This window comes from Micromonospora haikouensis (assembly GCF_000876225.1).
Lineage (GTDB): Bacteria > Actinomycetota > Actinomycetes > Mycobacteriales > Micromonosporaceae > Micromonospora > Micromonospora haikouensis.
The window spans coordinates 412,165-432,761 of the sequence record NZ_JXSX01000002.1; the positions used below are offsets into that span (position 1 = coordinate 412,165).

Sequence of the window (20,597 nt, forward strand, 5' to 3'; positions counted from 1 at the left end):
GATTCTGACCGTGCGGGGTTAGGACGGCGCGGGTCGGGCAAAACCTCCGACCATGGGTGGAGCGGTCCGTAACGGCGCGCAGCTGCTCGGCGAGCGCTACCGGCTCGTCGAGCAGCTCGGCGCGGGCGGCATGTCCGTCGTGTGGCGCGGCTACGACGAGGTGCTGGGCCGGCAGGTCGCGGTGAAGGTGCTCGCCTCCCGGCTGGCCAGCGACCGGGCGTTCCGGCACCGGCTCCGCGCCGAGGCCCAGGCCGCCGCCCGGCTCTGCCACCCCAACATCACCAACGTGTACGACTACGGCGAGTCCGAGCAGGTCGGGCTGACCGTCCCGTACGTCGTCATGGAGCTGGTCGACGGCGGGCCGCTCAGCGCCCGGCTCGGCCGAGACGGGACGCTGCCCTGGCGGGAGGCCGTGACCATCGGCGCTGAGGTCACCTCGGCGCTGGCCACCGCACACGCCCGGGGCGTGGTGCACCGCGACGTGACCCCGGGCAACGTCATGCTCACCTCCACCGGCGTGAAGGTCGTCGACTTCGGCATCTCGGCGCTGGCCGGGGAGAGCGAGAAGGGCGCGGAGGGCACGCTGCTCGGCACCCCCGCCTACCTGGCCCCGGAGCGGCTGGACAACGGCCAGGTCTCCCCGGCCACCGACGTGTACGCCCTCGGCCTGCTGCTCTACCGGATGCTCACCGGCCGGCTGCCCTGGCAGGCGAGCACCACCACCCAGATGCTGCGCGCCCACATGTACGCCGAGCCCGAGCCGATGCCGGACGTGCCGGGGCTGCCCGTCGAGGTGGCCGAGCTGGTGCACCGCTGCCTGGCCAAGCGCCCCGAGGACCGCCCGGCCACCGCCGAGGTGGCCCGCACCCTCGCCGAGGCGGCCGGGATGCTCGCCACGGTTCCGGTGCCGTCCGCGCCGCCCGGGGGCGACCCGGCCCGGCTCGACCCGGACGTGCTCGCCAACGCCGGCACCACGATCCTGCCCTGGTCGACGGAGACCGGCGCGCTGCCCTTTCCCGGCCGCACCCGCGCCCGGCGGGCGGTGGCGCGGCGGCGTCGGGTCGAGGCGGGGGTGGCGGCGGCCGGCCTGGTGGCGGTCACCGCGACGATGTGGGGGCTGACGTCCCGCAGCCCGGCCAGCGGCGGCATCGACCGGCCCATCGAGGCCCGGATGGGGCTGACCGGGCCGCCGCCCTGCGCCGTCGACTACGCGCTGCGCAAGGACTCCGGGAAGGACTTCACCGCCGAGCTGACCCTCACCAACACCTCCGAGCGGGAGCTGCGCGACTGGACGATGAGCTTCGCGTTCCCCGGCCAGCAGACCGTGACGAAGACCGACCCGGCCGTACGCCAGCAGGGGCGTACGGTCGAGGTGCGTCCCGCCGCCGGGCAGCCCGCGCTGGCACCCGGCGCGGCCCGGAAGGTCGCGCTGACCGGCCGGTACACCGGCACGAACCCGCTGCCGCTGGAGTTCCGCCTCGGCGACGCCGAGTGCCGGGTACGCGTCTCCGGCGTCGCCGGGACCGTGCCGACCGCCAAGCCGACCGCCAAGCCGACGAAGGCACCGGCGAAGCCCACCACGAAGAAGGCCACGGTCGCGAAGGCCGGCGGCCCGGGCGGCGGCGCGAACAGTGGCTCGGGCGGCGGCGCGAAGGCCCAGCCCGACAAGCCCTCGAAGCCCGGCCCGCCCGCCAAGCCCGGTGCGCCCGGCAAGGGCAAGGGGAAGTAGCCCGGCCCGGCCCAACGCGGCGCGGCGCAGCTGGCTCAGCTCAGCTCGGCGAAGCGCTGCACCTGGGCGATGCTGCCCTCCACGATCAGCACGCTGCCCGGGGCGAGGACGGTGCCCGGGTCGGCGTACCGGAACCGCTCGCCGGGCAGCTTCGCCCCGACCACCATCACCCCGTAGCGGTCCGCCGGGGCCAGCTCGCGCAGCGGCCGCCCGACCAGCGCGTCCGGCACCCGCACCTTGGCGATGGCGAAGTCGTCGCCGAACTCGATGAAGTCCAGCATCTTGCTGACAATCAGGTGCGCCACCCGTTCCCCGGTCTCCGCCTCCGGGAAGATCACGTGCTGGGCGCCGACCGAGCCGAGGATCTTGGCGTGCTTGTCCGAGGTGGCCCGCGCCCAGATCTGCGGCACGCCCAGCTCGGCCAGCGCGAGGACGGTCAGCACGCTCGCCTCCACCGACGCGCCGATCGCCACCACCACGCGCGGGAAGTCCGTCACGCCGAGCTGCCGCAGCGCCCCCTCCTCGGTCGCGTCGGCCTGCACGACCCGGTCCAGGTACGGCGACCAGCGCTGCACCCGCTCGCCGTTGCGGTCGATGGCCAGCACCTCGTGGCCGAGCTGGGTCAGCGAGCTGGCCAGGTGGCAGCCGAACCGGCCCAGCCCGATCACCGCTATGCCGCCGCCGTCCGTGTTCCTAGCCGACAATGGGTTGCTCCTCCGGGTAGCGGTACAGCCGTCGTCGGGTGTTCAACGCGATCGCCGACCCGAGGGTGAGTGGCCCGACCCGACCGACGTACATGAGCACGGTCAGCACGAACTGGCCCGGCTCGGCGACGGTTTGCGCGACGCCCGTGGACAGCCCGGTGGTGCTGAACGCCGAGGTCACCTCGAACAGCGCCCGGTGGTAGGCCAGCCCCTCCGTGAGCAGCAGCAGGACGACCGTGCCGCCGACCACCAGCGCGACGCTGAGCAGGGCGACGGTCAGGGCCTGCCGCAGGCTCGCCGTGGACACCCGCCGCCGGCCCACGATGACGTCCGGCTCGCCGCGCAGCTCCGCCCAGATGGCGAAGCCGAGCAGGAAGAACGTGGCGACCTTGATCCCGCCCGCCGTGCTGGCGCTGCCGCCGCCGATGAACATCAGCGCCACCAGCAGCGGGACGCTCTCCTCGTCCAGCCCCGCCGTGTCGAGGACGGCGAAGCCGCCGGTGCGGACCAGCGCGCTCTGGGTGAAGGTGGCCAGCACCTTGCCGGCGACGTCGTACCCGCCGATGGTGCGCGGGTCGGGCCACTCGGCGGCGAGCAGGCCGACGAAGCCGACGACCAGCAGCACCACGCTGCCCCACACGGTGAGCTTGGTGGCGATCGCCCAGCGGCCCGGCGTCCGCCACTCCCGGGACGCCTCGAACAGCGCGGGGAAGCCCAGCCCGCCGACGATCGTGCCGAACGCGATCGGCAGGCAGATCCACGGGTCCCGGGCGAACCCGACGAGGCTGTCGGAGAAGAGCGCGAAGCCGCCGTTGTTGAACCCCTGCACGGCGTGGAAGAAGCCGTACCAGAGGGCCCGGCCCGGCGGGTAGTCGTAGCCGAGCCAGAACCGGCCGGCGAGCACGGCGGTCATCACCAGCTCGCAGCCGACCATGGTCCCCGCGATGCGCAGCAGCAGCCCGCGTACGTCGCCGATGCCGAACTCGGCGGTCTCGGCCTGCACCAGCAGTCGGTTGCGCAGCCCGAGCTGCCGGGCGACCACGAGCACCACCAGGGTCGCGCCGCTGAGGATGCCGAACCCGCCGACCTGGGTCAGCACGGTGATCATCACCAGCCCGAACCCGTTCCAGTACGTCGGGGTGTCGACCACGGACAGGCCGGTGACGGAGACCGCCGAGGTGGCCGTGAAGAACGCCGTGCTGAACGGGGTGAACCGGTGCGCGCTGGTCGCCGCCGGCAGCATCAGCGTGCCGGTGCCGAGCAGGATCGCCGCCAGGAACCCGAACGGCACCAGCCGCACGGGGTGACGGAGAAACCGGTGCACCAGACAATCTTCCGTTCCCCGCCGACCGTCGGTGCCGAAACGGCCATCTGTCCGTCAACCCGCCCCGGTCTGCTGGGCGCGATCCCTCGACGACAGGAGACGGCGTTGCGACGTACCCTTTCCGCCCTCGGCCTGGCCGGCGCGCTGCTCGCGGCGGCCGTGGCGGTGCCGGCCATGAGCGCCTCGGCGAAGCCGGAGGCCGCCCCCGGTACCGCCCCGGACGCCGCCCCGCCGGCCGCCGTGGACCGGTCCCGGGCCGCCGACCGGCCGCTGGTCATCGGCCACCGGGGCGCGAGCGGCTACCGGCCCGAGCACACCCTGGAGGCGTACCGGCTGGCGATCCGGATGGGCGCCGACTACATCGAGCCGGACCTGGTCCCGACGAAGGACGGCCAGCTCGTCGCCCGGCACGAGAACGAGATCTCCGGTACGACCGACGTGGCGGCCCACCCCGAGTTCGCCGCCCGCAAGGCCACGAAGACCATCGACGGGGTGTCGGTGACCGGCTGGTTCACCGAGGACTTCACCCTCGCCGAGCTGAGGACGCTGCGGGCCAAGGAGCGGCTGCCCCAGGTGCGGGTCGCCAACACCGCGTTCGACGGCAAGCTCCCGGTGCCCACCCTCCAGGAGGTCATCGACCTGGCCCGCACCGAGAGCAAGGCCCGGGGCCGCACGATCGGCGTCTACCCCGAGACCAAGCACCCGAGCTACTTCGCCTCGATCGGGCTGCCCCTGGAGGAGCGCCTCGTCGCCGTGCTCAAGGCGAACAATCTCACCCACCGCAACGACCCGGTGATCATCCAGTCGTTCGAGACGGCCAACCTGCGCAAGCTGGACAAGCTGACCGACGTGAAGCTGGCCCAGCTCCTCGACGCGTCGGGCCGCCCCTACGACTTCACCCTCGCCGGTGACCCCCGCACCTACGCCGACCTGGCCACCGCCTCCGGCCTCAAGTGGATCGCCGGGTACGCCGACGGCGTCGGCGCGAACAAGAACCTCATCGTCCCCCGGGACGCCGCCGGCAAGCTGCTCGCCCCCACCGCCCTGATCCGGGACGCCCACCGGCTCAAGCTGGTGGTGCACGCCTGGACGTTCCGGGCCGAGAACCAGTTCCTGCCGGCCGACTTCCGCATCGGTGCCGACCCGAACGCCCGCGGCGACATCACCGCCGAGTACGAGCTGTTCTACGGCCTCGGCCTGGACGGCGTCTTCGCCGACCAGCCGGACACCGCCGTCGCCGCCCGCGCCGGCCTGCCCCGCCACTGACCGAACTCGCACGAACGCGGCCCGCCCCCTCCGCCGGGGGCGGGCCGCGCTGGTTGGGCAGGCCGCGCTGGTTGGGCGTGCCGCGCTGGCTGGGTGCGTTGCGGCTGGCGGTGCGGCTCCCTGTCCTGCCGACTAGGGAGCTGATGTCGTAAATGGATCGGGCCCGCACCGCCAAATTGCGAGCGCAAGTGGATCGGGCCCGCACCGTCACGTTCCGAGCGCAAGTGGATCGGGCCCGCACCGCCACGTTCCGAGCGCAGGTTGGTCAGGCCGCGTGACCACACCTGTCACCTGCCGGTGCAGCAGACCTGTCCGACCCGGGTCGAGCAGCCCGGCTTTCGGTGCCGAGTCATCTGCGACATCAGCTCCCTAGCCGGCGAGAACGAGGCCCGAGCCCAGGCGCAGCCCGTCATGTCGGGCAGGTGGGGGTATCGGCGAGGCAGGACAGGCCCATCTCCCCGACATGGAGTCGATCATCGCCGACAGCCGACAGCCGACAGCCGACAGCCGACGGGTGGCAGGTGGCGGTGGCGGGCGGCGACACACCGGCCAGTTGCCGGCGTGGCGATCGGCCCCCGGCACGTGCGGGGCGGCCGTGCTGCCATCGCGTGACTGTCCGGACGGGCCACCCATTCATCGTTACTTGTGTGTTTCCGCCACATGGCTCGTGGGTGACGTCACTTCTAGCGTGATCCGACACATGACGTTAACTTCCTCCGAGTCCTCACGTGGAGTCGCAATGACGGTCCGGACGACGCGGCGGGTGTTCCTCTCCGCCGCCACGATGATGGCTGCGGCGCTCGCCGCCACGGCCTGTGGCAGCCCGCAGGACACCGCCTCCGGCGGCGGCGACGGTGCCGCCCCGGTGAAGGTCGGCCTGGTCTACTCCCAGTCGGGAGCGCTGGCCAGCTACGGCAAGCAGTACATCGAGGGGTTCCGGGCCGGGCTCGACTTCGCCACCAGGGGCACCGGCAAGGTCGGCGACCGGGCGATCGAGGTCACCGAGGTCGACGACGCGGGCGACCCGGCGAAGGCGGTGTCGGCGGCCAAGGACCTGATCGGCAAGGGCACGAAGATCATCGCCGGCTCGACGTCGTCGGGCGTGGCCCTCCAGGTGGCCCCGATCGCCGCCCAGAACAAGGTCCTGTTCATCTCCGGCCCGGCCGCCACCGACGCCGTGACCGGGGCGAACCGGTACACGTTCCGCTCGGGGCGGCAGTCCTACCAGGACGTGGTGACCGCGAAGTCGTTCATCGGCGACCCGACCGGCAAGAAGGTCGTCGTGTTCGCCCAGGACGGCGCGTTCGGCGACGCCAACGAGGCCGCCGTCAAGGCCGTCATCGGCGGTGCCGGGGCCACGGTGAGCAGCGTCCGCGCGCCGGCCAGCGCCACCGAGTTCACCCCGTTCGCCAGCCAGATCAGGTCTGCGAAGCCCGACCTGCTCTTCGTCGCCTGGGCCGGCACCACCGCCCCCGCCATGTGGCAGACCCTCGACCAGCAGGGCGTGCTCTCCTCGACCACGGTGGTGACCGGGCTGGACATCCGCGCGTCCTGGCCCACGTTCGGCGCGGCCGGCACCAAGATCTCCTTCCTGTCGCACTGGTTCGACGGTGCCGCCGACACCGAGGCCGCGAAGGCCGCCAAGGCGAAGGTCCCCGGCGGCACCCTCGACCTGTTCCACCCCGACGGCTTCGCCGCCGCCCAGATGGTCGTGCGCGCGGTCGAGCAGGGTGGCGACGACGTGGACAAGATGATCAAAGGGCTGGAGGGCTGGAGCTTCGAGGGCGTCAAGGGCACCATGACGATCCGCGCCGAGGACCACGCCCTGCTCCAGCCGATGTTCCAGGCGAAGCTGACCGGCAGCGGCAGCGCGTACACGGCGACCGCGCAGAAGAGCCTGACCGGCGACGAGACCGCGCCGCCGGTCGGCCAGATGAAGGGCTGACCCGTGCTCGCCACCCGCGCCCTGACCTGGCGGATCGGTGAGGTCGCCATCGTCGACGGCGTGCACCTCGACCTGGCGCCCGGCGAGTTCCTCGGCGTGATCGGGCCGAACGGCGCCGGCAAGACCTCCCTGTTCAACCTGATCACCGGCCTGCGCCCGCCGACGGCCGGCCAGGTGCTGCTCGACGGCGAGGACGTCACCGCCCTCCCGCCGCACCGGCGGGCCCGGCGCGGGCTGGGGCGTACCTTCCAGTCGTCGTCGGTGTTCGGGTCGCTTACCGTGCGGGAGAACGTGCGGCTCGCCGTACAGGCGCACCGGGGTGGCTCGATGAAGCTGTGGCGGCGGGCGGCGGCCGACCGGGGGGTGGCCGCCGCCGCCGACGCGGCGCTCGACCGGGTCGGCCTGCACCACCGGGGTACGGCGCTTGCCGGCACCCTCGCCCACGGCGAGAAGCGCAAGCTGGAGATCGCCCTGCTGCTCGCCGGGGAGCCCCGGGTGATGCTGCTCGACGAGCCGATGGCCGGCGTCAGCGCCGAGGACGTGCCCGAGCTGGTCGCGGTGATCCGGTCGCTGACCGGCGACAGCGGCCGGTCCGTGCTCATGGTGGAACACCACATGGACGTGATCCTCGAACTGGCCGACCGGATCGCCGTGATGCACCACGGCGCGCTGCTGGCCTGCGACACCCCGGAGACCGTGATGGCCGACGCCACCGTCCAGGAGGCGTACCTGGGGGAGGCGCTGTGACGGGCGAACCGATCCTCTCGGTGGAGGACCTGTCGGTGCGCATCGCCGGGCTGCACATCCTCCAGGGGGTGTCGTTCACCGTCGCGCCGACCGGCGTGACCGTGCTGCTCGGGCGCAACGGCGTCGGCAAGACCACCACCCTGCGCGCCGTCCTCGGGTTGACGCCCCGGGGCGGCGAGGCGCGCGGCACCGTGCGGATGGGCGGGCGGGACCTGCTCGACCGCCCCACCCACCGGCTCGTCCGCGCCGGGCTCGGCTACGTGCCGGAGGACCGCGACGTGTTCGCCGGGCTCACCGTCGCCGAGAACCTGCGGCTCGCCGAGCGGCGGGGCAGCACCCCGGCGTACGACCGGGTCTTCGCGCTCTTCCCGGAGCTGGACCGGCGCGGACGGCAACGAGCCGGCTCGCTCTCCGGCGGGCAGCAGCAGATGCTCGCGATCGGCCGGGTGCTGCTCAACGACAACCGGCTGCTGCTGGTCGACGAGCCGACCAAGGGGTTGGCGCCGAAGGTGGTGACCGAGGTGGCCGAGGCGCTGGAACGCGTCGCCGAGACGGTGCCGGTGCTGCTGGTCGAGCAGAACCTCGCCGTGGTCCGCCGGCTCGCCACCGACGCGGTGGTGCTCTCCGCCGGCCGGGTCGCCTGGGCCGGCGGCGCGGGCGAGCTGCTGGGCTCGGCGGAGCTGACCCGCTCGCTGCTGGGCGTGGGGACTCCGGAGGTGCGGGCGTGAACACGATCGTGCTGCTGACGCTGACCGGGCTCGGCCTGGCGGCGCTCTACTTCCTCGTCGCGTCCGGGCTGTCGCTGGTCTTCGGCCTCGCCGACGTGCTCAACTTCGCCCACGGGCTGTTCCTCGGCGTCGGCGCGTACGGGACGTGGTGGGCGGCGGGCAACCTGCCCGGGGCCGGCGGTGAGGGGCTCGGCTTCGTGCTCGCCGTCGCCTTCGGGGTGGCCGCCGGCACGCTCGTCGCCGTGCTCGTCGAGCTGGTGCTGATCCGGCCGCTGTACTCGCGCACCATCGAGCAGGTGCTCGTCACCGTCGGCCTGTCGCTGGCCGGGGTGGCGCTGCTCCAGGCCACCTGGGGCGCGGACGCCCGCCCGTTCCCCCGCCCCGCCTGGACCCGGCAGGTCACCGGGATCCTCGGCGCGCAGGTGCCCAACGGCGGGCTGCTGCTGATCGTCGCCGCCGCGGCGGTGCTGGGCGCGCTGCTGGCGTTCCTGCGCTGGACCCGGTACGGGCTGATCATCCGGGCCGGCGTGGAGAACCGGGAGATGGTCACCGCGCTGGGCATCGACGTGCGCAGGGCGTTCACCCTGGTCTTCGCCATCGGCGGGGCCGCCGCCGCGCTGGCCGGAGCGCTGGGCGGCGTCTACTTCGGCACCGTCTCGCCCGGCCAGGGCGGCTCGTTGCTGATCTTCGCGTTCATCGTGGTGGTGATCGGCGGCATGGGCTCCGTCGTCGGCTCCGCGTACGCGGCCGTCGCCGTCGGCCTGCTGCAACAGTTCGTCAACTACTACGGCGCGTCCGGCGTCGGCGACCTGTGCGTCGTCGCGCTGCTGGCCGTGGTGCTGCTGCTGCGCCCGCAGGGCATCGCCGGAAAGGTGGCTCACGCATGACCGACTCGATGGTCGAGGCGCCCCCGGCGCGGGTGCCGGACGAGCTGACCCCGCACCGGCGGGGCTGGCACGGGCTGCGGCCGTACCTGCCGCTGGTGGCGCTGGCCGTGGCGGCGGTCCTGCCGTACTCGACGCTGGAGCTGCCCGGGGTCTTCGAGGGGCCGCTGAACTCGCCCGGCACCCTGCAACTGCTCGCCGTCTGCCTCGTCTTCGGCGGCCTCGCCGCCGGCTACGACCTGCTGTTCGGGCGCACCGGGATGCTCTCCTTCGGGCACGCCCTCTACTTCGCCGCCGGCGTGTACGGCACCGACATCCTGGTCACCCGGGCCGGGCTGCCGCTGTGGCAGGCCGCGCTGCTCACGATCGTCGGCGGGACGATCCTCGCCGGGCTGCTCGGCGCGGTGGCGCTGCGTACGGCCGGGATCGCGTTCGCCATGGTCACCCTCGCCTTCGCGCAGGTCGGGGCGATCCTGGTGGCCCGGGACTTCGGCGGGCTCACCGGCGGCGAGGAGGGGCTGCCGCTGGACGTGTCCGGGCTGCCCGCCGGGCTGGTCGGGGTGGCCAACACCGTCAACCTGTACTGGCTGGCGCTGGCGTACCTGGCCCTGGTGGTGTTCGTCGTGCACCGGGTGTCCGGGTCGCCGACGGGGCGGGTGCTCGCCGGCCTGCGCGACGACGAGCGGCGGATCGGGGTGCTCGGGCTCGACCCGTACCGGTTCAAGCTGGTCGCGTTCACCCTGGCCGGCGGGCTCGCGGCGGGCGGGGGAGTCGTCTACTGCCTGATCGTCGGCGGCGCGTCGCCGCACATCACCTCCAGCGAGCTGACCCTGTCGCTGCTGGTGATGGTGGTGCTCGGCGGCCCCGGCACCCGCTGGGGGCCGGTGCTCGGCGGCGTCGGCTACATGTACCTGGACCACCGGCTCACCGCGTTCGGCAGCAGCGACGCGGTGGAGTCGCTGCCGGCGTTCCTGAGTCGCCCCCTGAGCCAGCCGCTGTTCGTGCTGGGCACGGTGTTCATCCTGGCCGTCTACTTCTTCCCCGGCGGCCTGGCCAGCCTCCGCTCCCGCCTCGGCCCGCTGACCCGCCACCTGCCCGCCCGTCGCACCCCTTGATCGACGGGGCGGGGGGCCGGGGCTGGTAGGAATGGGGGGTGGATCAGCAGGGACGGGTGGCGGTGCGGGATCGGGCCGAGGCGGTGCTGCGCCGGCTGGCCGGCGACCACGCCCGGCTGCGGGAGGACCAGTGGCGGGCCATCGAGGCGCTGGTGGTGGATCGGCGTCGGGTGCTCTGCGTGCAGCGCACCGGGTGGGGCAAGTCGGCCGTCTACTTCGTGGCCACCGCCCTCCTGCGCGACCGCGACGGGGAGGGCCCACCCGCCGACTCCGAAGCCGCCGTCGTCGGGCCGACGGTGATCGTGTCGCCGCTGCTGGCGCTGATGCGCAACCAGGTCGAGGCCGCCGCCCGCGCCGGCATCCGGGCCCGCACCATCAACTCGGCCAACCTCGACGAGTGGGACGCGATCACCGCGGAGATCCACGACGGCGCGGTGGACGTGCTGCTGATCAGCCCCGAGCGGCTCAACAACCCCGACTTCCGGGACGCGGTGCTGCCTCAGCTGGCCGCGACCACCGGGCTGCTCGTCGTCGACGAGGCGCACTGCGTCTCCGACTGGGGGCACGACTTCCGGCCCGACTACCGGCGGCTGCGCACGTTCCTGGCCAACCTGCCGGAGCGTACGCCGGTGCTCGCGACCACGGCCACCGCGAACGCCCGCGTCACGGCCGACGTCGCCGAGCAGCTCGGCGACGCGCTCGTGCTGCGCGGCACCCTGGACCGGGAGTCCCTGCGCCTGGGGGTGCTCGACCTGCCCAGCCCCGCGCACCGGCTCGGCTGGCTCGCCGACCACCTGGACCAACTGCCCGGCTCCGGGATCGTCTACACGCTGACCGTGGCGGCGGCCGGCGAGACCGCCGAGTTCCTGCGCTCCCGGGGCTACCCGGTCGCCTCGTACACGGGGCAGGCCGAGGACGCCGACCGGCGGGCCGCCGAGCAGGACCTGCTCGACAACAAGATCAAGGCGCTGGTCGCGACGAGTGCGCTGGGCATGGGCTTCGACAAGCCCGACCTCGGCTTCGTGGTGCACCTGGGCGCGCCGCCGTCGCCGATCGCGTACTACCAGCAGGTCGGCCGCGCCGGGCGCGCCGTCGAACACGCCGAGGTGCTGCTGCTGCCCGGTGCCGAGGACGCGGCCATCTGGCGCTACTTCGCCTCGCTCGCGTTCCCGCCGGAGGAGCAGGTGCGCGCCGTGCTGGCCGCCCTGCACACCGACCGGCCGCTGTCCACGCAGGCCCTCGAACCGATCGTCGACCTGCGCCGGGCCCGCCTCGAACTGATGCTCAAGGTCCTCGACGTGGACGGCGCGGTCCGCCGGGTGCGTGGCGGCTGGCTCGCCACGGGCGAGCCGTGGGTCTACGACGAGGCCCGGTTGCGCCGCGTCGCCCAGGCGCGCACCGCCGAGCAGCAGGCCATGCGCGAGTACGCGACGACGCCCGGCTGCCGCCTGCGGTACCTGCGGGAGTGCCTGGACGACGCCGGGGCGGGCGACTGCGGCCGGTGCGACCGGTGCGCGGGCCCGCTGTTCACCGCCGACGTGTCTTCGCCGGCGCTGAGCGCGGCCCAGGGCTTCCTCGGCCGCCCCGGGGTGGACGTCCCGCCGAAGAAGCTGTGGCCGACAGGGCTGGACGCGGTGGGCGTACCCCTGAAGGGCCGGATTCCCCCGGCGGAGCAGGCGCTCCCGGGGCGGGCCGTGGGGCGGCTGTCCGACCTGGGCTGGGGTGGCCGACTCCGGGAGCTGGTCGGCCCCGGCGCGGCGGACCGGCCGGTCCCCGACGACGTGGCCGGCGCGGTCGTCGAGGTGCTCAAGGCGTGGGCGCACGGCGACGACCCGTGGCCGCGCCGCCCGGTCGGCGTGGTCGCGGTCGGCTCCCGGCGGCGGCCGGAGCTGGTCGGTTCGCTCGCGGAGCGGATCGCCGCCGTGGGCCGGCTGCCGCTGCTCGGCGCGGTCGTTCCCACGGGCGCCGCCGGCCCGGACGGTCCGCGCGGCAACAGCGCCCAGCGGGTACGCGCGCTGCACGACGCCTTCGCCCTGCCGGACGGGCTGGCGGACACGCTCGCCGGGCTGGACGGGCCGGTGCTGCTCGTCGACGACCTGGTCGACACGGGCTGGACGCTGACGATGACGGCCCGGCTGCTGCGTCGGGCGGGCGCACCCGACGTGCTCCCCCTGGCGCTGGCCGTCGCCGGCTGAGGCGTGTTTGCAGGGGCCCCCTGTTAACGCATTCTGTTGTACAGGGGGCCCCTGCAAACAAAAGTTCCCGGGCGCGGCGGATTGCGACCAGGGCCACGCCGCGCGGTCGCTGACCAGGCTGGGCGGGGCCCGACGGTACGGTGGGCGCATGACCGATCAGCTTCCCGACGGCGGGGAGCCGCAGCAGCCCGGGTTGCTGGTCGACCGGGGCACGCTGCGGCTCGCGCTGGTCGTCGGCGGGCTGGTGCTCGCGGTCCTGCTCGGGTTCGGCCTCGGCCGGCTCAACCCGCCCCCGGCGGCCGGCGGCTACGCGCTTGCCCCGGCCGGCGCGGGGCACACCCATGCCCCCGGCACCGGGGCGCACGACCACGGCGGCACCGCCGACGGGGGCGACCCGACGGGTGTCGGCGGCCTCGCGGTCAGCTCCGGCGGCTGGACGCTGGCCCCGCTGGCGGCCGACCTCGCCGCCGGGCGGGCCGGCGAGTTCCGGTTCCAGATCCGGGACGCCCAGGGGCGGCCGGTGACCCGGTTCGCGGTCGTGCACGACAAGCCGATGCACATGATCGTGGTGCGCCGCGACCTCACCGGTTACCAGCACCTGCACCCGACGATGGCGACGGACGGCACCTGGTCGGTCCCGCTGACCCTGCCGCAGCCGGGCGTCTGGCGGGCGTACGCCGACTTCACGCTGGTCACCGACGATGGCGGGCAGAGCGCCCGGACGTTGGGCACCGACCTGGCCGTCCCGGGGGAGTACGCTCCCCGGCCGCTGCCGGCGGCGGCCCGCACCGCCACCGTGGACGACTTCGCGGTGAGCTGGTCCGGCGAGCCCGGCATCGGTGTGACCCGGCCGCTGCGGTTCGAGGTGCGCGCCGCCGACGGCACCGCCGCGCCGCTGGAGCGCTACCTGGGCGCGTACGGGCACCTGGTGGCGTTGCGCGAGGGCGACCTGGGATATCTGCACGTGCACCCGGAGGCGGGGCCGCCGACGGCGGGGGTGAGCTTCCAGGTGACCGTGCCGGGGCCGGGCAGTTACCGGCTCTACCTCGACTTCCAGGTGGCCGGCGTGGTGCGGACGGCCGAGTTCACCCTGAACGTGCCCTGACCCGCTCGGCGGCGACGGCCAGGGGCCGGTGGGCCGGGTGACCCGCCAGGGCCGGGGCGGCTCAGCCGGCGCGGCGGACCGGGCGGCGGGCCAGGTAGCGGAGCAGGTCGCGGATGTGGTGCTTCTCCTCGGCCGGCACGGCCGGGTCGGCCAGCCGCTGGAGGATGACCCGGACGTCGGCCTCGACCGGCCCCTCGTCGCCGCGCCGCCGGGGGACGGGCCCGGAGTCGGGCAGCCCGAGGGCCCGGAAGGCCGCCGTCACGGGCAGGTCGAGCGCGGCGCAGAAACCGCGCACCTTCGCCAGCTCGGGGTAGTCCTGCCAGTCGCCGGCGAGCCAGCGGAAGACGGTGGACCGGCCCACGCCGGTGTGCGACGCCAGGTCGCTGACGGTCCAGCCCCGTTCCTCGCGGGCGTCGTCGATGGCGCGTCGCACGAAACGCGCGAACGCCATCTGCGGCGAAACCTCTGGCGAAGCCATTCCTGCGCGGTCTTCCTTCGGGCCGGAGCACGGGGCGATGCCCCCTGAGGGTAGTCCCACCGATGGCGGAAGCAAGCGTTTGCTCGCCCCCTTCGTCCCGATCGGTGCCGTCCCGGGGCGGCTACCTGCGAATATCCCTCATGTTCTTTCCCGCCGAGTGGGAACGTTCCCACGGGAAGCGTATCGGTCGCTGCGGGTGATTGCCGTACGTCAACTAAGCTCGATGCTCGTCCGCCCACCGTCCGTGGCCGTCCGTGACCGCCGATGAGGAGCCGCATGACCGAGCCGAGCCGTCCGGTGCCGCACCGTCCGGGTGCGGTGAGTCTCTTCTTCGTCGCCAAGGCCGGCGTCTTCGCCGCCGGCTTCTGGGGCTGGTTGCTCGTCCTGGTGGTCCACGCCGACCGGGTGACCGGGGCGCACGTCCTGGCCGCTGCGGGCGCGGTCACCACGACGCTGGTCGGCGTGGTGCTCGGCGTGCGCCTGGCCCTGCAACGCAACGCGGCGGTGCGGCACGCCGAGCTCAAGCGGCTCCTGGTCGACATCTCCTGGAACGCCTTCGCCGCCGCCGGCAACGCGGAGACCCCGGCCAAGGTGGTGCCGTTCCCGACCGTGTCGCCCGACGCCGAGCGGCCCGGTGGCCGGGGGCGCGGCGACCGGTTCTCGGCCTTCGACCGCAGCGCCGGCAACGAGCGGCCCCCGGGGCGGGACCGGGGCGGCAGCGGCGACCGCCGCCGCTGAGCGGACCGGCAGGAGAACGGCCCCGGGCCGGACCGGCGCGGGCCGCGGCCACGGCAAGGGCGGGCCGGGGTTCGGGCGGCGCCCGAGGATAGGCCGGGTCAGCCGGTCGGCGGCGTGGCGAGCAGCGTCTCCAGGCGCGGGGTCACCCGCCACTGGTCGACCAGCGCCCGGTAGTCCGCCCGCTGCTCGGCCGTCGGCGGACCGCCCGCCCGGCGCGCCCGGATCAGCAGGTTCCGGGGCGTGTGCCGGGAGTCGACGAACTCGACCACCTCGGTCCGGTACCCGTGCAGCCGCAGCAGCGCGGCCCGCAGCGAGTCGGTCAGCACGTCCGCGAAGCGCTCGCGCAGGATGCCCTGCCGGGTCAGCAGGTCGTACGGGGCCGGAGCCGGCCGGGTCCGCAACTGGGCGGCGAGGTCGTGGTGGCAGCAGGGCGCGGCGAGCACCCAGCGGGCGTCCCAGCGCACCGCCCGGGCCAGCGCCTCGTCGGTGGCGGTGTCGCACGCGTGCAGAGCCAGCACCAGGTCGGGGGCGGGGTCGACCACCGCGTCGGCGATCGTGCCCGCCACGAAGGTCACCCGGTCGGCCCAGCCGAGCCGCCCGGCCAGCTCGGTGTTGCGCTGCCGCTGGTCCTCCCGCACGTCGACGCCGACCAGCCGCACGTCCAGCCCGCGCTGCGTGAGATACCGGTACGCGGCGAAGGTCAGGTACGCGTTGCCGCAGCCCAGGTCGACCACCCGCAGCGGCCCGGCGAGGTCGTCCGGCAGGGTCGCGGCGAGCGCCCGCAGGAACGCGTCCACCTGCCGGCGCTTCGCCGCCGTGCCGCCGATCTCGGCGAAGATCGGGTCGCCCGGGTCGAGCAGCCACTCCTTGGCCCGGTCGTGCCCGCCCGGCTCGGCGGCGGGCCGGGCGGCGGCGGCCCGGTGCACCTGCGCCTCGCCGGACTTGGTCACCCGGAGTTGGAGCGTCACGTCGGTCGTCTCCACGTGCCAGTTGCCGAACGGCTCGGCCAGCAGGGCGTCCACGGCCGCGCCGGCCTCCGCGCCGGGCGCGAGATTGCGCGTGTGCGGGCGGGCCCCGTCGGAGGTGGCGAGCTGCAACCTCGGGCCCGCCTTGAGGACGACGGGGCGCAGCTCGGCGCGGACCACCGAGGGGCGGTGCCCCTTGCGGCGGCCGGCGGCGACGGCCCGGGTCAGCGCGGGGTCGAGCAGCAGGGCCCGGACCTCGGTCAGGGCGGCGTCCAGGGGTTCGGGCATCTCTCCATCTTCCTCGCCGGGATTCTCCCCGGCGTGGCGGGCGGTGGGCGGTGATCTTCCGGCGGGACGCCGTGCGTGCCCAGCGCTCCGCCCGGTCGGCCGCCGCCGGAAAGCGACATCCCCCGCGCCGGTGGGACCGGGCGGGGGATGTCGACGTTGCGCGTGGTCAGTCGGCGGTCGCCTCGGCGGGCGTACCCGGGCCGGAACCGCCACCCCGGCGGCGTCGGCGGCGGCGGGGCTTGGCCGGATCGCCGTCGGCCGCCGTCGCGGCGGGCTCGGCGCCGGACGGCTCGGCGGAGACCACCGCGGTCGGCTCGCCGGCCCCCGCCTCGCCGACCCGGCGGCGACGCCGGCGGCGCGGGGTGCGGGCCTCGCCCTCGGCGGCCTGCTCGGCCGGGACGTCGGCGGCGTCGCCGTCGGGCCGGGCGCGACGGCGCTCGCCGCGACCACGGGACTCGCCCCGCTCACCGCGCCGGGGGCCCCGCCCGCCGGACTCGCCGCGCCGGGACCGGCCGCCGAGGTCCTCCTCGACCTCCGCCGACAGCCCGGCCCGGGTCCGCTCCGCCGTCGGCAGGGTGCCGGTGACGTCGCGGGAGATGGCCAGGTCGGTGTAGAGGTGCGGCGAGGTGTGGTAGGTCTCCGGGGGCTCCGGCATCTCCAGCCCGAGCGTCTTGTCGATGATCCGCCAGCGGGGCATGTCGTCCCAGTCGACGAAGGTCACCGCGACGCCCGTGGCGCCGGCCCGGCCGGTGCGGCCGATCCGGTGGGTGTAGGTGTCCTGGTCCTCGGGGCAGTCGTAGTTGATGACGTGGGTGACGCCGCTGACGTCCAGGCCCCGGGCGGCCACATCGGTGGCGACCAGGATGTCGATCTTGCCGGCCCGGAACGCGCGCAGCGCCCGCTCCCGGGCGCCCTGGCCGAGGTCGCCGTGCACGGCGGCCACGGCGAAGCCGCGGAAGTCGAGGTCCTCGGCGACCCGGTCGGCGGCCCGCTTGGTGCGCGTGAAGATCATGGTGAGGCCGCGCCCCTCCGCCTGGAGGATGCGGGCCACGATCTCGATCTTGTTCATCGAGTGGGTGCGGTAGACCAGCTGCTCGGTCTGCGGCGACGGCCCGGTCTCGGCGGTGTGCCCGGCGTGGATCGTCATCGGCTGGCGCAGGAAGCGCCGGGACAGCGTGACGATCGGGTCCGGCATGGTGGCCGAGAAGAGCATGGTCTGCCGGTCCTCCGGCAGCATCGCGAGGATCTTCTCGACGTCGTCGAGGAAGCCCAGGTCGAGCATCCGGTCGGCCTCGTCGAGCACCAGCGCGCGCACCCGGTCGAGGCGCAGGTGCTTCTGCTTCTGCAGGTCCATCAGCCGGCCCGGCGTGCCGACCAGGATCTCGACGCCCTTGCGCAGCGCGTCGATCTGCGGCTCGTACGCCACGCCGCCGTAGATCGGCAGCACCCGGACGCCCCGCGTGCGCCCGGCGGCGTCGAGGTCCTTGGCGACCTGGATGCCCAGCTCGCGGGTGGGGACGACGACGAGGGCCTGCGGCACGCCGTCGCCGCCCTCGGCCGGGGCGAAGACGCGCTCCAGCAGCGGCACGCCGAAGCCGAGGGTCTTGCCGGTGCCGGTCGGCGCCTGGCCGATCATGTCGACGCCGCGCAGCGCGATCGGGATCGCGTACTCCTGGATGGCGAAGGCGCGGGTGATGCCGGCCGCGGCCAGCGCCTCGACGGTCTCCGGTCGGGCGCCGAGCTCGGCGAAGGTGGGTGCCTCCGGGCGGACCGGGGCGGTCGGTGCCAGCTCCTGGCCGGCTGTGGGATCGAAGATCTGATCGCTCATATGGATTTGGGGGTGCCCTCTCGTGGTGCGCCCCTCAGGTCCTCAGGGCGCGGACGGTAGTGGCGCGGGCCACACGGTCGGGGGCGGAGATCGCCGAGCCGGACCGGGCCGCACGCGCGCCGTGGTGCAGGGCTTCGGGCCGGAATCGACCCTTCGCCAGATCGGCGCCCACGGCAACTGCCCCATACTACCTGAGCCGCCCCGGTGTCGTCCCTGTTCAGGACAGGGTCCCCACAGTCGGGGTCGGTGATTGTGACCTGGGTCACTTCAGCCCTACCCGATTGCGCCCGCTGCGACGCGTTTCGGATGGGTGGAGAGGTCCGGCCGGCCGACCTGCGCGGTCGGGCCGGCCAGCACCTCTGGCCGCCGGTCTCCCGCAGGGAGATCAGCGAACGGTGAAACCGACCGCCCGGGGCGAGGCCTCGGCGATCTCGACGTAGGCGACCTTGTTGACCGGAACGATGACCCGCCGGCCCTTCTCGTCGGTCAGGGAGAGCGTCCCTTCGTCCTTCGCGAAGGCGTCAGTCACGATCTGCTCGATCTCGGCCGGCGACTGCGCGCTCTCCAGAACCAGCTCGCGCGGCGCGTACTGCACGCCGATCTTGACCTCCACGGTGCCTCCTCAACTGGGGCGAAAAAGCCGCCGTGGGAAGGCTATCCGATCTCACGGCCGGATGTTCAGGCTGACTCACCCTGCAGCGGGAAGCTGGCGATGCCCCGCCAGGACAGCGCCGCCACGAGCGCCTCCGCCTCGGCCTTCGGCACCTGCCGGCCCCCGGCCAGCCAGAACTGCGCCGCCGTCTCCGCCGCGCCGACCAGGCCGGAGGCGAGCAACTCGGCGTGCGCCCGGCTCACCCCCGTGTCGGAGATGATCGTGTCGGTGATCGCGGCGATGCAGCCCTGCTCCACCCGCTCCACCCGCTGCCGCACGGCCGGGTCGTTGCGCAGGTCGGACTCGAAGACCAGGCGGAACGCCTCGCTCTCGTGGTCGACGAAGTCGAAGTACGCGCGGACCGACGCGCTGACGCGTTCCTTGTTGTCGTTGGTGCCCCGCATCGCGTCGTGCACCTTCGCCACGATCGCGTCACAGTGCGTGTCCAGCAGCGCCAGGTAGAGCTCCATCTTGCCCGGGAAGTGCTGGTAGAGCACCGGCTTGGAAACCCCCGCCCGCTCGGCGATGTCGTCCATCGCGGCGGCGTGGTATCCCTGCGCGACGAACACCTCCTGCGCCGCCGCGAGCAGCTGCTTGCGCCGCGCGGAGCGGGGCAAACGCGTGGGCCGGCCGGCGGTCTGGGCACCGTTCCCCACAGCCGTCATGGGAACCTCCGAAACTGGTCGTACGAGCCGGCATATCGCCCGAACCGGTCGGGGTCGACGAACCCCGCGCGGAATTGGCCCGCCGCTGTAACTTATCGCCACTGTCACCACACGGTAGCCTCAGCGGGGGCGACCAAGGAGCGCGCGGTGAGTGAAGCAGGGCAACCCGGTGCCGCCACCCCGGGAGAGCACGGCGACGGCACGGGTCAGCAGGACGACCTCGCCCGTTCCGTCAGCGGGTGGGCGCCCTCGGCGACCGGCTGGTCCAGTGGCGGCGACGCCGGCGCGTCGCGGGAGGCGCCGTCCGGCTGGGGCCGCGCCGAGCCGTCCGGCTGGGGTGCCTCGTCCCCACGCCACGGCGACCTGCCGGCCCCCCTGCCCGGCCCGGCCACCCGGGGCGAGCCCCCGACCCGGGTCAACGGCCACCCGCACGTCAACGGCGTGAGCCACACCGGCGACGAGTCGCGTCCCGGCCGCCCCACGCCGGTCAGCGCGCCGCCGCTGCCCGAGGACGCCGCCTGGGAGACCGACGACGACCGGCTGACCGTCCCCGCGCAGCGCCCGGCCCCCGCCCTGGAGCGCTCGGCCGGCCCGTCGCGCGGCACCGACCCGGACCCCGCCGCCCGGCACTCCTCCGACGACCAGCCGGCCCCTCGCCTGGGCCACTGGCCCGACGGCGACGCCCCGGCGTCCGCGCCCCCCGCCGGTCAGGTCCCGCCGGCCGACGCCGGCTTCGACGCGCCGCGCGGCTACCCCGCCGACCGGTCCGCCCTCGACCAGGGCGCGACGGCCGGCGGGCCGTACGACTGGGCCCACCGCTTCCCGCCCGAGGACGACGATCCGCGCGGCTATCCGGCCGACCCCGGCCGTGCCGGCCATCCCGGCGACCCCGGCCGTGGCGGCTATTCCGGTGAGCCCGATCGCGGCGGCTATCCCGGCCATCCCGGCGAGCCCGACCGTGGGCCGGTCCGGGGGCGTGACGAGAGCGCCGAGCCACCCCCGCCGGGCTGGGCCGGCCCCGACTGGAACCGCCCGAGCTGGGGCGGGGGGTGGGCCCCGCCGTGGTCCCGCGACCAGGCCGAGCCGGCCGGCCGCCGCTCCCGCGACGACGAGGGCGAGCCCGCCCGCCGGTCCCGCGACGACGGGTCGGCCGGGCGTCGCCTGCGCGCCGACGAGGACACCGCCGACCGCCACGCCGGCATCGACGAGCTGGCCGGGCGCCGGGCCCGCGCAGAGGCCGA

General features: G+C 74.6%; 17 protein-coding genes. 10 read left to right on the top strand and 7 right to left on the bottom strand.

The window, feature by feature from the left end; translation table 11 throughout:
* The first annotated feature begins 52 nt into the window (after window positions 1–52).
* Window positions 53–1,729 carry a serine/threonine-protein kinase gene (locus TK50_RS18435; protein ID WP_043965374.1) on the top strand — a complete coding sequence of 559 codons (1,677 nt, stop codon included), beginning with the start codon at window positions 53–55 and terminating at the stop codon, window positions 1,727–1,729.
* Window positions 1,730–1,764: 35 nt separating this feature from the next.
* On the opposite strand, the gene TK50_RS18440 is transcribed toward TK50_RS18435, so the two are convergent.
* Together TK50_RS18440 and TK50_RS18445 are read right to left on the bottom strand one after the other, a co-directional pair.
* Window positions 1,765–2,397: a potassium channel family protein gene (locus TK50_RS18440; protein ID WP_199486112.1), complete on the bottom strand. Its 633-nt coding sequence runs from the start codon at window positions 2,395–2,397 to the stop codon at window positions 1,765–1,767.
* A gap of 25 nt (window positions 2,398–2,422) precedes the next feature.
* The gene (locus TK50_RS18445) at window positions 2,423–3,757 is read right to left on the bottom strand and encodes a TrkH family potassium uptake protein (RefSeq protein WP_043965376.1); all 1,335 of its coding nucleotides are present in this window, start codon (window positions 3,755–3,757) and stop codon (window positions 2,423–2,425) included.
* Window positions 3,758–3,862: 105 nt separating this feature from the next.
* On the opposite strand from TK50_RS18445, the gene TK50_RS18450 reads away from it, so the two are divergent.
* The 8 genes from TK50_RS18450 to TK50_RS18485 all read left to right on the top strand — a co-directional run bounded on the left by TK50_RS18450 (window position 3,863) and on the right by TK50_RS18485 (window position 13,742).
* Window positions 3,863–5,023 carry a glycerophosphodiester phosphodiesterase gene (locus tag TK50_RS18450; protein ID WP_043965377.1) on the top strand — a complete coding sequence of 387 codons (1,161 nt, stop codon included), beginning with the start codon at window positions 3,863–3,865 and terminating at the stop codon, window positions 5,021–5,023.
* Window positions 5,024–5,762: 739 nt separating this feature from the next.
* On the top strand, window positions 5,763–6,968 hold the full coding sequence (locus tag TK50_RS18455) for a substrate-binding domain-containing protein (protein ID WP_043965378.1): 1,206 nt from the start codon (window positions 5,763–5,765) through the stop codon (window positions 6,966–6,968).
* Between the two features lie 3 nt (window positions 6,969–6,971).
* Window positions 6,972–7,715, top strand: a complete 744-nt coding sequence (locus tag TK50_RS18460) for an ABC transporter ATP-binding protein (protein WP_043965379.1) — start codon at window positions 6,972–6,974, stop codon at window positions 7,713–7,715.
* Window positions 7,712–8,443 (top strand): ABC transporter ATP-binding protein, encoded by a 732-nt coding sequence (locus tag TK50_RS18465; RefSeq protein WP_043965380.1) that lies wholly within the window; start codon window positions 7,712–7,714, stop codon window positions 8,441–8,443. Before TK50_RS18460 ends, TK50_RS18465 begins: the two co-directional genes overlap by 4 nt.
* Window positions 8,440–9,330, top strand: coding sequence for a branched-chain amino acid ABC transporter permease (locus TK50_RS18470; protein WP_043965382.1), 891 nt, complete (start codon window positions 8,440–8,442; stop codon window positions 9,328–9,330). Before TK50_RS18465 ends, TK50_RS18470 begins: the two co-directional genes overlap by 4 nt.
* Window positions 9,327–10,442 (top strand): branched-chain amino acid ABC transporter permease, encoded by a 1,116-nt coding sequence (locus TK50_RS18475; RefSeq protein ID WP_043965385.1) that lies wholly within the window; start codon window positions 9,327–9,329, stop codon window positions 10,440–10,442. Before TK50_RS18470 ends, TK50_RS18475 begins: the two co-directional genes overlap by 4 nt.
* A 56-nt stretch (window positions 10,443–10,498) precedes the next feature.
* Entirely contained in the window at window positions 10,499–12,637 is a 2,139-nt protein-coding gene (locus tag TK50_RS18480; protein WP_043965388.1) for a RecQ family ATP-dependent DNA helicase, read from the top strand.
* Window positions 12,638–12,785: 148 nt separating this feature from the next.
* On the top strand, window positions 12,786–13,742 hold the full coding sequence (locus tag TK50_RS18485) for a hypothetical protein (RefSeq protein WP_043965389.1): 957 nt from the start codon (window positions 12,786–12,788) through the stop codon (window positions 13,740–13,742).
* Window positions 13,743–13,803: 61 nt separating this feature from the next.
* On the opposite strand, the gene TK50_RS18490 is transcribed toward TK50_RS18485, so the two are convergent.
* Window positions 13,804–14,220 carry a helix-turn-helix transcriptional regulator gene (locus TK50_RS18490; RefSeq protein WP_043965390.1) on the bottom strand — a complete coding sequence of 139 codons (417 nt, stop codon included), beginning with the start codon at window positions 14,218–14,220 and terminating at the stop codon, window positions 13,804–13,806.
* 276 nt (window positions 14,221–14,496) lie between these two features.
* Here TK50_RS18490 and TK50_RS18495 point away from each other — a divergent pair, with 276 nt between their 5' ends.
* On the top strand, window positions 14,497–14,958 hold the full coding sequence (locus TK50_RS18495) for a hypothetical protein (RefSeq protein ID WP_043965391.1): 462 nt from the start codon (window positions 14,497–14,499) through the stop codon (window positions 14,956–14,958).
* Between the two features lie 98 nt (window positions 14,959–15,056).
* On the opposite strand, the gene TK50_RS18500 is transcribed toward TK50_RS18495, so the two are convergent.
* The 4 genes from TK50_RS18500 to TK50_RS18515 form a co-directional block, all read right to left on the bottom strand.
* Complete coding sequence (locus TK50_RS18500) at window positions 15,057–16,211, bottom strand: class I SAM-dependent methyltransferase (protein ID WP_043965392.1); 1,155 nt, start codon at window positions 16,209–16,211, stop codon at window positions 15,057–15,059.
* A gap of 166 nt (window positions 16,212–16,377) precedes the next feature.
* Window positions 16,378–18,039: a DEAD/DEAH box helicase gene (locus tag TK50_RS18505; protein WP_043965393.1), complete on the bottom strand. Its 1,662-nt coding sequence runs from the start codon at window positions 18,037–18,039 to the stop codon at window positions 16,378–16,380.
* Between the two features lie 385 nt (window positions 18,040–18,424).
* Window positions 18,425–18,652, bottom strand: coding sequence for a DUF3107 domain-containing protein (locus TK50_RS18510; protein ID WP_007073114.1), 228 nt, complete (start codon window positions 18,650–18,652; stop codon window positions 18,425–18,427).
* A 65-nt stretch (window positions 18,653–18,717) separates the two neighbouring features.
* The gene (locus TK50_RS18515) at window positions 18,718–19,356 is read right to left on the bottom strand and encodes a TetR/AcrR family transcriptional regulator (RefSeq protein WP_043965396.1); all 639 of its coding nucleotides are present in this window, start codon (window positions 19,354–19,356) and stop codon (window positions 18,718–18,720) included.
* Window positions 19,357–20,597 lie beyond the last annotated feature (1,241 nt).

Bases quoted from the DNA above. Each gene is read 5' to 3' on its own strand.
- TK50_RS18485 (WP_043965389.1), top strand. From the start codon at position 12,786: ATGACCGATCAGCTTCCCGACGGCGGGGAGCCGCAGCAGCCCGGGTTG.
- TK50_RS18435 (WP_043965374.1), top strand. From the start codon at position 53: ATGGGTGGAGCGGTCCGTAACGGCGCGCAGCTGCTCGGCGAGCGCTAC.
- TK50_RS18455 (WP_043965378.1), top strand. From the start codon at position 5,763: ATGACGGTCCGGACGACGCGGCGGGTGTTCCTCTCCGCCGCCACGATG.
- TK50_RS18495 (WP_043965391.1), top strand. From the start codon at position 14,497: ATGACCGAGCCGAGCCGTCCGGTGCCGCACCGTCCGGGTGCGGTGAGT.
- TK50_RS18475 (WP_043965385.1), top strand. From the start codon at position 9,327: ATGACCGACTCGATGGTCGAGGCGCCCCCGGCGCGGGTGCCGGACGAG.
- TK50_RS18505 (WP_043965393.1), bottom strand. From the start codon at position 18,039: ATGAGCGATCAGATCTTCGATCCCACAGCCGGCCAGGAGCTGGCACCG.
- TK50_RS18490 (WP_043965390.1), bottom strand. From the start codon at position 14,220: ATGGCTTCGCCAGAGGTTTCGCCGCAGATGGCGTTCGCGCGTTTCGTG.
- TK50_RS18515 (WP_043965396.1), bottom strand. From the start codon at position 19,356: ATGACGGCTGTGGGGAACGGTGCCCAGACCGCCGGCCGGCCCACGCGT.
- TK50_RS18500 (WP_043965392.1), bottom strand. From the start codon at position 16,211: ATGCCCGAACCCCTGGACGCCGCCCTGACCGAGGTCCGGGCCCTGCTG.